Source organism: Companilactobacillus kimchii DSM 13961 = JCM 10707 (assembly GCF_001435445.1).
In the GTDB taxonomy this organism is placed as follows: domain Bacteria; phylum Bacillota; class Bacilli; order Lactobacillales; family Lactobacillaceae; genus Companilactobacillus; species Companilactobacillus kimchii.
Genome location: NZ_AZDH01000027.1, coordinates 100,722 through 112,565, shown reverse-complemented (window position 1 = coordinate 112,565; position 11,844 = coordinate 100,722). Strand labels below are relative to the sequence as shown.

Sequence of the window (11,844 nt, the reverse complement as noted above, 5' to 3'; positions counted from 1 at the left end):
ACGACTGGAGGATTACTAATGGCTAAAATTACTGCTGCTCAAGTTAAAGAATTACGTGATAAGACAAGCGTTGGTATGATGGATGCTAAGAAGGCATTGGTTGCTGCTGACGGTAATATGCAAGAGGCTATCGACAAACTTCGTGAAAAGGGTGTAGCTAAAGCTGCTAAGAAGAGTGGAAACATTGCTGCTGAAGGTTTAACACACATTGAAGTTTCAGGTAACAAAGCTGCTATCATCGAAGTTAATTCAGAAACTGACTTTGTTTCATCAAACGACAAATTTATCAATCTTGTAAACGAAATTGGTAAAGCTATTGTTGCTAACGAACCAAAGACAATGGACGATGCTTTGGCACTTAAGATTGGTGACCAAACAATTAACGACGCCATCACAGGCTTAACAGCTGTTATTGGTGAAAAGATTTCCTTGAGACGTTTCAAGGTTCTTGATAAGACAGACTCACAAGTATTCGGCTCATACCTACATAATGGTGGTTTGATCGGTGCTATCGTTACTCTTGAAGGTAGCGATGAAGATGCTGCTAAGGATGTTGCTATGCACGTTGCTGCTATCAACCCTGAATTCATGGATCGCGATCAAGTTCCTGCAGATCGTTTGGAACACGAAAAGGCTATCTTTACTGAAGAAACAAAAGCTGAAGGTAAACCTGAAAAGATTATCCCAAGAATCGTTGAAGGCCGTGTAAACAAGTTCTTGTCAGAAATTAGTTTGGCTGACCAAGAATTTGTTAAGGATTCAGACATGACTGTTCAACAATTCGTTGAATCAAAGAATTCTAAACTTGTTTCATTTGTTCGTTACGAAGTTGGTGAAGGAATCGAAAAGAAACAAGAAGACTTTGCTGAAGAAGTAAAGAACCAAATGAAGTAATTTAAAAACATTTTTTGGAAAGGTCGCTTAATTCATTTTGAATTAAACGGCTTTTTCTTTATATTTAGGGTTGTATCCACACAAAATTTATTTAAAAATAGTGTTTGGATAAATTTAGTGTAGCGAATATGTTAAAATATTTAGTAGCAAAATTAAAGGAGAGAACTTATGCCTGATATCAAGTATAAAAGAGTGATTTTAAAAGTTTCTGGAGAAGCCTTAGCCGGTGAGAAAGGCTTTGGTATTAATCCACCAGTTATCAAAACAATAGCTGAACAAATTAAGAGTGTTCATGATCTAGGAGTTCAAGTTGCCATCGTTTGTGGTGGTGGTAACATTTGGCGTGGTGAAACAGGTGCCGAAATGGGAATGGACCGTGCCCAAGCAGATTACATGGGTATGATGGCCACTGTTATGAATGGACTTGCTTTACAAGATGGTTTGGAACATATTGGTGTCCCAACACGTGTACAAACATCAATTGAAATGCGCCAAGTTGCTGAACCTTATATCAGAAGAAAGGCAATCAGACATTTGGAAAAAGGTCGTGTTGTTATCTTTGCTGGTGGTACTGGTAATCCTTATTTCTCAACAGATACTACTTCTGTACTTCGTGCTGCTGAAATTGAAGCTGATGTTATCTTAATGGCTAAGAATAACGTTGACGGCGTTTACTCAGCTGATCCTAAGAAGGACCCTAATGCTAAGAAGTATGCAGAATTAACACAACTTGATATTATTAATAAGAATCTTGGAGTTATGGATACAACTGCTTCATCATTGTCAATGGATAATGATATTCCATTGATTGTATTCAATTTGAACAAAGCCGAAAACATTAAGAAGGTTGTTCAAGGAGAAAATATCGGAACAATAATAAAGGGTGGTAATGATGACTAACAAAGCTGTTACAAAAGCACAAGAAAATATGTCAAAATCAATTGACGTTCTTAGAAAAGAATTAGCCAATATCCGTGCGGGTAAAGCTAATGCTTCTATCTTGAGCAACGTTAAGGTTTCATACTATGGTACTGATGTACCATTGAACCAAGTTGCTTCAATCAATATTCCTGAAGCACGTGTTTTGATGATCACACCTTATGACCAATCATCATTGGATGATATCGAACATGCTATCAATTCATCTGATTTAGGATTGAACCCTGCTAATGACGGTAAGGTTATCCGTTTGGTTATCCCACAGCTTACTGGTGAACGTAGACAAGAGATTGCTAAGCAAGTAGGTAAAGAGGCTGAAGAGAGTCGTATTGCCGTTAGAAACGTCCGTCGTGAAGCTATGGATGATCTTAAGAAGCAATTGAAGGCTAATGACGTAACTGAAGATGAATTCCATGATATTGAAGATCAAGTTCAAAAGGTTACTGACAAGGCTATCGCACAAGTTGACGAATTAGCAGCAGCCAAAGAAAAAGAAATTACTGAAGGATAATAGTCTTTATGACAGATAGTAAGAGACAATTAGATTCAGACATATCAGTTCCTAAGCATATTGCCATCATTATGGACGGTAACGGACGTTGGGCTAAGAGAAAAGGGCAACCTCGTATTGCTGGTCATAAAGAAGGCATGAACAATGTCAAGACGATAGCCACAGCAGCTAGTCATCTTGGAGTTAAAGTTTTAAGCTTGTATGCTTTTTCTACTGAAAATTGGAGTCGACCTAGTAAAGAAGTTAATTTTTTAATGAAATTACCAGTAGACTTCTTTGGGACCTTTATGCCAGACCTAATTAAAGAAAATATTCGAGTGTTCGTAACCGGATTTACTGATCACTTACCTGACAAAACCAGAAAAGTAGTTTTAAAAGCAGTTGAGGATACTAAGGGTAATACTGGAATGATCCTCAATTTTGCTTTCAACTATGGTGGTCGTGCTGAGATTGTTAATGCTGCTAAAAATTTGGCAATCGAAGCGGCTAGTGGTTCAATAGATCCAAGTGATATTGACGACACTATGTTTGCAGACCATTTGTTGACGAATCACTTAAAAGAATTAGCTGATCCGGATTTGCTAATCAGAACTAGTGGAGAAGAAAGAATTTCTAACTTCATGCTCTGGCAATTAGCTTATACAGAAATGATCTTTGATGACAGTTACTGGCCTGATTTCACGGTCGATGATTTAGTTGAGGATATTAAAGAATTTGACAGAAGAGATCGTCGTTACGGGTCTGTTTAGTTTGGGGGAAAATTATGAAACAACGTGTCATTACTGCCGTTATTGCACTAGCAATCTTTATTCCCATATTGCTTGCAGGTGGAGTCTGGTTAGAAGTTGCAGCAGCAGCTTTAGCCGCAGTCGGTGTTTTTGAAGTTTATATTATGCGTAAACGTATCATCGTTTCATTTGACTTTTTAGTAACCATCTTAGGAACATTAGCTTTAGTCGTTCCTAATGGCTTTTACCGTGGATGGTTTCCAAAGAGTTTTTCAAGATTAGATTTATTCTATGTTTTTGCAGTGATTTTGTTGATTATTACAGTACTAACAAAGAACAAATTTAATTTTGAAGATGCAGGTGTTTCAGTGGTTTCAATGTTATACATTGGTACAGGATTCCACTACTTAGCAGCTGTAAGAAATTCAGATCCCGGTTTGGGATTATTGATGTATGCCTTGATCGTCGTTTGGTCGACTGATATTTTTGCTTATACATTCGGTAGAAAAATTGGTAAGCATAAATTATGGCCTGCAATTAGTCCCAATAAGACGTGGGAAGGAACAATTGCTGGTATTATCATGGCTCTAATTCTTTCTGGCGTTTACATGTACTTTGTACCTCAAGAGTACTCAATGACGACAATGCTGATGATTGCCTTTGTCCTATCAATTATGGGACAAATGGGTGATTTGATTGAATCAGCTTATAAGAGATATTACAAAGTTAAAGATTCAGGAAATATTTTGCCAGGACATGGTGGAATTTTAGATAGATTCGATAGTATGTTAATTGTATTACCTTTGTTACACATATTCGGTTTAGTCTAAGCATCTCGTGGAGGTTAAAATGACCGCGATAATTACATTTATAATCGTTTTTGGAATATTAGTTATTGTCCATGAATTTGGACACTATTACGCTGCAAAGAAATCAGGGATTTTGGTTCGTGAATTTTCTGTAGGGATGGGTCCAAAAATTGTCGCTTATCGTAAGAATCATACGACATACACTTTGAGGTTGCTACCTTTGGGTGGATACGTACGTATGGCTGGCGCTCAGGAGGACGATTCTGATATTCAACCAGGAACGATGGCATCTTTAGTATTAAATGATCAAGATAAAGTAATAAAAATAATAACTTCCAGTAAGGTTTATGATGCAAATGCGGTCCCCGTTCAAATATCTAAATCAGATTTAGTTGATGATTTGGTGATTGAAGGATATGAAAACGGCGATGAAACTGTTGTTAAGAAGTATTCAGTTGATCATGATGCAACAATTGTTGAAGAAGACGGTACTGAGGTTCAAATCGCACCACGCGATGTTCAACTTCAGTCCGTTTCTGTTTGGAAGCGAATGATTACTAATTTTGCGGGACCTTTCAATAATTTTGTCTTGGCAGTCTTGGCGGCCATTTTAGCTGCTTTTATGATGAATGGTGTTGCTACTAACCAATTAGGTCATATCGAGAAAAATTCAATTGCTCAAGAGGCAGGCTTGAAGGTTAATGATACGATTGTGAGTGTCAATGGCAAGAAAACCGGTTCATGGACTGCTTTATCAACTAACATTCAAAATAACCCTGGTAAGAAAGTTACTTTAAAAGTTGAATCAAATAAAAAGCTTAAAACAGTTAAATTAACCCCTAAGTCTGTTAAGTCACAGGGTCAAAGCTATGGATTTATTGGTATTATGCCAAAAACCGATTCTAGTGTTTGGGCTAAGGTAAAATATGGCTTTTCATACAGTTGGGGAACGACCGTAATGGTCTTTCATGCATTAGGTAAGATGGTATCTGGTGGTTTTAATATTAATCAATTATCTGGTCCGGTGGGGATCTACTCGATGACTTCAAAAGTGGCATCACAGGGTATTATTAATATTATTCTCTTTACATCAATGCTATCGATGAACCTAGGTATTGTTAATTTAATTCCAATTCCAGCCTTAGATGGTGGGAAGATTTTGTTAAATATCGTTGAAGCAATCAGAAGAAAACCAATTCCTGAACAGTATGAAACTGTTATTACACTGATCGGTGTCGGAATTTTAGTCTTGTTGATGATTGCTGTTACATGGAATGATATTCAGCGCTTCTTTATAAAATAGGGGGATAAGAACTTGAAACAATCAAAATTATATATTCCAACACTGAAGCAAACTCCTTCAGATGCTGAGGCTGTAAGTCATCAGTTGATGTTGCGAGCTGGTTATATCAGACAAGTTTCTGCAGGGGTATATGCATACTTACCATTGGCTTGGTCAGTTATTCAAAGAATTGAAAATATTGTTCGTAAAGAAATGGAAAAAATTGATGTCGTAGAAATGCGTATGCCAGCAATTTTACCAGCTGATCTTTGGAAGGAAAGTGGTCGTTATGAAACTTATGGCGATAACTTATTCAAGTTTAAGGATCGTCATGAACGTGATTTCATCTTGGGACCAACTCATGAAGAAACATTTACTAGTGTTGTAAAGGAAAGTTTGAATAGTTACAAGAAGTTACCTCTTGTTTTATATCAAATGCAAATGAAATATCGTGATGAAGATCGTCCTCGTAATGGTTTACTTCGTGGTCGTGAATTTATTATGAAAGATGCTTATTCTTTCACAGCTAATAAGGAACAACTTGATGTTATCTTTAATCAAATGGAACAAGCTTATCGCAATATCTTTGATATTTGTGGTTTAAATTATCGCGCTATTATTGGTGATGCTGGTGCCATGGGTGGTACTGATTCAAAAGAATTCTCTGCTATTGCTTCAATCGGTGAGGATACAATTGCCTATTCAGATGATAGTGATTACTCAGCCAATCTTGAAATGGCTGCAAGTAAGATGGAAGAGAATTTAGTTGAAGATAAGAAAGAAGCAGAGGTTGTTGATACACCTGATGTACATACAATTGATGCTTTGGCAGAATTATTGAAAGTTGAATCTTCAAGAATTATGAAGGCCGTTGCTTATATGGCTGATGATGAACCAGTCATGGTTATGATTCGTGGAGATTACGATGTAAATGATGTTAAATTGAAGAACTATCTTGGTGCTGATTTTCTACGTGAGGCAACTCCTGATGAAGTTAAGGATGTCTTCGGCAGTGTTCCTGGATTCATTGGACCTAAGGGTATCAATGATAAAGTTAAGGTACTTTATGATAGTTCATTAGTTGGTTTGATGAACTTTGTTGTCGGTTTGAATAAAGCTGATGTACATTTGTTTAATGCTAATTTTGAAGATATTGTTGATGAAACACCAGAATTCAGAGATTTCCGTGTTATCAAAGAGGGAGAAGTTTCACCTGATGGTCGTGGTCATATCAAGTTTACACGTGGTATTGAAATTGGTCATATCTTTAAGTTAGGTACTAAATTCTCTAAGGCACTTGGCGCTAATTTCTTAGATGAAAATGGTAAATCTAATCCATTGATCATGGGAAGTTACGGTATTGGTATTTCTCGTCTATTGACAGCCATTATCGAACAACACAGTGATGAAAATGGTATTGTTTGGCCAGTTAGTTTGGCTCCATACCAAGTTCATGTTGTTCCTATTAAGTACAATAACGACGTTCAAGGCAAATTAAGTGACGAAATCGTTGAATTGTTACAAAATGAAGGATATGATGTCTTACTTGATGATCGTAAAGAACGTCCTGGTGTTAAATTTGCTGACTCAGATCTAATTGGTATTCCTATTAGAATTACCGTTGGTAAAAAGGCTAGTGACGGAATTGTTGAACTAAAGATTAGAAGTACTGGTGAGACAATCGAAGTAAGTAAAGATGAATTAGTAAATTCAGTAAAAATATTGCTTAAGAATCAGTAATGAGGCTTAGGCCTTTTTTTATTTTTTGAAGGAAAGAATATGTCAGATACAAAACAACTTTTTGAAATTTTAGTTAAACAAATTAAACTAGACAGTTTATTGACATCTAGTGATGCGTTTATCGATGGAAAATTAAATAAACTTGAAGTTCATAAGAATAGTAAACGCTGGACATTCTTTTTTGAATTTAAACGCGTTTTACCATTCAATGATTTCATGACATTTGTTAAAGCCTTAAAAGCCAGCTTCGATGGTATTGCACAGGTTAATTTTGAAATCAAAACAACTGATTCGGAATTGTCTGAAAGCGAGATCAAAGATTATTGGAATTATGTTTTGAATGACTGTAACGTTGAATCTCCAATGGTTTTGGACAAAATTAGTCAAACACCGCCACATGTTGAGAATGATCAAGTCTTTTTAGATGTTTCTAATAGCTTTATGGCTGATTTTGTTGATGGGAAAGTTATTGATGGTTTACAGTCTGAATACAGTAGTTTGGGTTTTCCTGACTTTAGAATTAGAACAAATGTCGATAAAGCTAAATATCAAGAGAAAACCGAAGCTATGAAGGCCGCTAATGCTGAGAAGACAAAGCAGTTTCAAGCCAAGGCAAAAGAAGTTAGTGCCAAGAAAGCTGCTAAACCAGCGGGCAATGTTTCTAAAGTTGGTCGTAAAATTCCTGATGATCAGGAAATTACCCAAATGGTTGATATTATTGAAGAGGATCGGAATAAAGTCGTTGAAGGTTACGTCTTTAACATCGATGTTCGTAAGTTGAAATCTGGTCGTTCACTTTTGATTATGAAAGTTACCGACTACACTTCATCTTTCAGTATCAAAAAATTCTCTAATGGTGAAGATGATGAGAACTTCTTTGCCAGTTTAGATGAAGGTTCTTGGATTAGAGTTCGTGGTAATGTTCAAGAGGATAACTTCTCGCGTGAATTGGTAATTATGGCTAACGATATCAATATAATTAAACATGAAATGCGTAAAGATACAGCTGAGGATGAAAACAAACGAATTGAATTACATGCTCACACTAATATGAGTCAAATGGATGCCATCCCTAGTGCAACCGATTTGATCAAACGTGCCAGTGACTGGGGACAAACAGGAATTGCCATTACTGATCATCGTGCTTTACAGGCCTTCCCAGAAGCTTATAATGCTGGAAAGAAATTTGGAGTTAAAATTGCTTACGGTGTGGAAGTTGATTTAGTTGATGAAGGTAATCCAATTGCCTACAACTTGCGAGACCAAGCATTAAATGGTTCGGAATATGTTATCTTCGATACTGAAACAACTGGTTTATCTGCCGTCTATGATTCAATTATTGAAATTGGTGCTACTAAGATGAAAGACGGAGAAGTAATTGCCCGTTTTGATAAATTTATTAATCCGGGTCATCCTTTATCAGAAGTAACAACTAACTTGACTAGTATCACAAATGATATGGTTAAGGATGCACCAGATGAGACGGTGATTGTTGGAGAATTCATGGATTTCATTGGTGACGATATTCTAGTAGGTCATAATGTTACCTTTGATATGGGTTTCATGAATGCGGCTTTGACAAGAATGGGACGTCCACGTCTAGCAATGCCTGTCATTGATACTTTGGAAATGTCGAGAACTTTGCATTCAGAGTATCGTAATCATAAATTGGATTCTTTAGCTAAACGTTATCATATTGTCTTGGAACATCACCATAGAGCTGATTCTGATGCTGAAACAACTGGTTACTTAATGTATAAGTTGTTCGATGAATTGGAAGATAAATTTGGAACTAGAAACGTTAATCAGTTGAATGACCACGTTGGTGGTGAAGAGGCTTATAAACAAGCTCGTCCAAGTCACGCAATTCTTTTGGCTAAAACACAGGCCGGTTTGAAAAATATGTTTAAGATTGTTTCTTATTCAATGACGCGTTACTTTTATCGAACTGCACGTGTACCTAGAAGACTGTTGAATAAGTACCGTGAAGGTATCATTGTTGGATCAGCCTGTGAAAACGGTGAAGTCTTTACTAGCATGATGCAAAAGGGTTATGACGATACTCGTGAATTAGCACAGTATTACGATTACTTAGAAGTTATGCCACAGACTTTGTATCAACATCTAATTGATATTAAAATCATTAAGGATGAAGATGCTTTGCAGGAAATTATCAAAAATATTGTTAAGTTGGGTAAAGAATTAGATAAACCAGTTGTTGCAACAGGGGATGTACATTATCTTGATCCACATGATAAAGTTTATCGAGATATTGTTATCAAGGCTGTGAAGAGTAACGCTTTGGCTCGTAGACCGGAATTACCTGATGTGCAATTTAGAACTACTAATGAAATGTTTGATGAATTCGATTATATGGATCAACAAACTGAACAAGAAATTATTGTTGACAATCCAAAGAAGATTATGGATTCAATTGATGAAATTTCCCCAGTTAAGGATAAGCTTTATACTCCTAAAATGGAGGGGGCCGAAGATGAAATTCGTAGTTTAACGATGAACAAGGCTCATGAACTCTATGGTGATCCTTTACCAGAGCTAGTTCAAAAGCGAATGGATCGTGAATTAAAGAGTATCATCGGAAATGGTTTCTCAGTTATTTACTTAATTGCTCAACGTTTAGTTTATAAGTCTAATAAGGATGGGTATTTGGTTGGTTCCCGTGGTTCCGTTGGATCTAGTTTCGTTGCCACTATGACTGGTATTACTGAAGTTAATCCTTTGCCACCACATTACCGTTGTCCTAACTGTAAGTACTCTGAATTCTTTACTAAAGGTGAAGTTGGTTCAGGATACGATTTACCAGATAAGGATTGTCCTAAATGTGGTACAGATATGAAAAAAGATGGTCAGGATATTCCGTTTGAAACATTCCTTGGTTTTAAGGGTGATAAGGTTCCTGATATTGATTTGAACTTCTCTGGTGACTACCAACCGGTAGCTCATAACTATACCAAAGTATTGTTTGGGGAAGATCACGTATTTAGAGCTGGTACTATTGGTACAATTGCCGATCGTACGGCTTTCGGATATGTTAAAAATTATGAAGAGCTAACCGGCCAGAATTTCCGTAATGCTGAAGAAGAACGATTAGCCATGGGTTCAACCGGTGTCAAACGTACTACTGGTCAACATCCGGCTGGTATCATTGTTGTTCCAGATTATATGGACATTTTTGACTTCACACCGATTCAATATCCAGCCGATGATCAAACAGCACTATGGAAAACAACCCATTTTGATTTCCATTCTATTCATGATAATATTTTGAAACTTGATATTTTGGGACATGATGATCCCACAATGATTCGTATGCTTCAAGATTTATCAGGCATTGATCCTAAGACTTTACCAGTTAAAGATCCTGGGGTTATGGAATTGTTCAGAGGAACTGATTCACTAGATGTTACGCCTGAACAAATTTTCTCAAAAACCGGAACTTTGGGTGTGCCTGAATTCGGTACGCGTTTTGTTCGTGGAATGTTGGAAAAAACTCATCCAACTACTTTTGCTGAATTATTACAAATTTCTGGACTATCGCATGGTACTGATGTGTGGTTAGGTAATGCGGAAGAGTTGATTGACAAGGGTGTTGTAACTTTGAAGGAAGTTATTGGTTGTCGTGATAATATCATGATGGATTTGATTCACTATGGTATGGATTCACAAATGGCTTTCCAAATTATGGAGCATGTTCGTAAGGGACGTGGTATTCCTGATGACTGGAAACAAGCTATGAAAGACGCTGATGTGCCTGACTGGTATATTGATTCTTGTTTGAAAATTAAGTATATGTTCCCTAGAGCCCATGCGACAGCTTATATCATCATGGCGTTAAGAATTGCATACTTTAAGGTTCATCATCCACTTTATTATTACTGTGCCTATTTCTCAGTCCGTGCCGACGATTTTGATTTGGTCGCAATGACAACAGGTAAAGATGCGGTTAAGGCTTCAATGAAAGCTATCAATGACAAAGGGATGGATGCTTCTACAAAAGAGAAGAATCTTTTGACGGTTTTGGAATTGGCTAATGAATGTTTGGAACGTGGTTTTACAATCAAGATGGTTGATTTAGATAAGTCAGATGCCTTTGATTTTAAAATTATTGATGATAAAACTTTGTTGGCCCCATTCAATGCTATTCCTGGATTGGGTGATAACGTTGCTAAACAAATCGTGGCTGCACGTGAAGAGCAACCATTCCTATCTAAACAAGATTTAGGAACTCGTGGTAAAGTTTCGAAGACAGTTATCGAATATATGACAGAAAATCATGTTTTAGATGGCATGCCAGACGAAAATCAGTTATCATTGTTCTAGGTATGGTTGTTATAATTTGCTTTAATATTAAATATATGTTAAATTAACTACTAGTTAATTACTGATTAATGAGTGAGCAGAGATGCTCACTCTTTTTATTGCCGATTACTTTGGAGGAATGTCCTTGGATACAAAAGTTGAAGAATTAAAAGCCATTTTAAAACCAATCTTAGATCAACATGATTTCTTTCTCGTTGATTTGGAATTCGTTCACGAACGTGGAGATTGGTATTTGAGAGTTTATGCAGATAAGAAGGGTGGAATCAGCATCGATGATTGCGCGCTTATTAGTGAAGAGTATGGTGAGAAGTTGGACGAATTGAATCCAATTGAACCTGCTTATTACTTAGAGGTTTCATCTCCAGGTGCAGAACGTCCCTTGAAAAACGATGAAAGTCTTACTGATTATGTTGACGATTATGTGCATGCTTCTCTTTATCAAAAACAAGATGGTCAAAAAGCTTTTGAGGGAACTTTACTAGAGGTAACGGATACCAAGATAACTTTGAACGTTAAAGTTAAGAATTTACGGAAGCAAGTAGAAATTAGTCGAGACAACATCGCTAAACTCAGACTTGCAATCGAATTCTAAGGAGAAAA

At 36.7% G+C, this 11,844-nt stretch carries 9 protein-coding genes; all 9 read left to right on the top strand.

Annotated features, from left to right (window positions below):
• The first annotated feature begins 18 nt into the window (after window positions 1–18).
• The 9 genes from tsf (at window position 19) to rimP (ending at window position 11,836) form a co-directional block, all read left to right on the top strand.
• Complete coding sequence (gene tsf / locus FC97_RS11995; RefSeq protein WP_056968300.1) at window positions 19–894, top strand: translation elongation factor Ts; 876 nt, start codon at window positions 19–21, stop codon at window positions 892–894.
• Between the two features lie 168 nt (window positions 895–1,062).
• The gene (pyrH, locus tag FC97_RS11990; RefSeq protein ID WP_025085178.1) at window positions 1,063–1,794 is read left to right on the top strand and encodes a UMP kinase; all 732 of its coding nucleotides are present in this window, start codon (window positions 1,063–1,065) and stop codon (window positions 1,792–1,794) included.
• A complete protein-coding gene (gene frr, locus FC97_RS11985; RefSeq protein WP_054641935.1) occupies window positions 1,787–2,344 on the top strand; it encodes a ribosome recycling factor in 558 nt (185 codons plus the stop codon). The genes pyrH and frr overlap by 8 nt, the downstream gene beginning before the upstream one ends.
• Before the next feature lie 8 nt (window positions 2,345–2,352).
• Window positions 2,353–3,093 carry an isoprenyl transferase gene (locus FC97_RS11980; protein WP_056968299.1) on the top strand — a complete coding sequence of 247 codons (741 nt, stop codon included), beginning with the start codon at window positions 2,353–2,355 and terminating at the stop codon, window positions 3,091–3,093.
• 14 nt (window positions 3,094–3,107) lie between these two features.
• The gene (locus FC97_RS11975; protein ID WP_056968297.1) at window positions 3,108–3,902 is read left to right on the top strand and encodes a phosphatidate cytidylyltransferase; all 795 of its coding nucleotides are present in this window, start codon (window positions 3,108–3,110) and stop codon (window positions 3,900–3,902) included.
• Between the two features lie 19 nt (window positions 3,903–3,921).
• On the top strand, window positions 3,922–5,184 hold the full coding sequence (gene rseP / locus FC97_RS11970; protein WP_054641934.1) for an RIP metalloprotease RseP: 1,263 nt from the start codon (window positions 3,922–3,924) through the stop codon (window positions 5,182–5,184).
• A gap of 12 nt (window positions 5,185–5,196) precedes the next feature.
• Window positions 5,197–6,903 (top strand): proline--tRNA ligase, encoded by a 1,707-nt coding sequence (locus FC97_RS11965; RefSeq protein WP_056968294.1) that lies wholly within the window; start codon window positions 5,197–5,199, stop codon window positions 6,901–6,903.
• Window positions 6,904–6,942: 39 nt separating this feature from the next.
• On the top strand, window positions 6,943–11,244 hold the full coding sequence (locus tag FC97_RS11960) for a PolC-type DNA polymerase III (protein ID WP_054641933.1): 4,302 nt from the start codon (window positions 6,943–6,945) through the stop codon (window positions 11,242–11,244).
• Between the two features lie 118 nt (window positions 11,245–11,362).
• Entirely contained in the window at window positions 11,363–11,836 is a 474-nt protein-coding gene (gene rimP / locus FC97_RS11955; RefSeq protein WP_054641932.1) for a ribosome maturation factor RimP, read from the top strand.
• The last annotated feature ends 8 nt before the right edge of the window (window positions 11,837–11,844 follow it).

Bases quoted from the DNA above. Each gene is read 5' to 3' on its own strand.
- tsf (WP_056968300.1), top strand. From the start codon at position 19: ATGGCTAAAATTACTGCTGCTCAAGTTAAAGAATTACGTGATAAGACA.
- frr (WP_054641935.1), top strand. From the start codon at position 1,787: ATGACTAACAAAGCTGTTACAAAAGCACAAGAAAATATGTCAAAATCA.
- pyrH (WP_025085178.1), top strand. From the start codon at position 1,063: ATGCCTGATATCAAGTATAAAAGAGTGATTTTAAAAGTTTCTGGAGAA.
- FC97_RS11960 (WP_054641933.1), top strand. From the start codon at position 6,943: ATGTCAGATACAAAACAACTTTTTGAAATTTTAGTTAAACAAATTAAA.
- FC97_RS11975 (WP_056968297.1), top strand. From the start codon at position 3,108: ATGAAACAACGTGTCATTACTGCCGTTATTGCACTAGCAATCTTTATT.
- rseP (WP_054641934.1), top strand. From the start codon at position 3,922: ATGACCGCGATAATTACATTTATAATCGTTTTTGGAATATTAGTTATT.
- rimP (WP_054641932.1), top strand. From the start codon at position 11,363: ATGTCCTTGGATACAAAAGTTGAAGAATTAAAAGCCATTTTAAAACCA.
- FC97_RS11980 (WP_056968299.1), top strand. From the start codon at position 2,353: ATGACAGATAGTAAGAGACAATTAGATTCAGACATATCAGTTCCTAAG.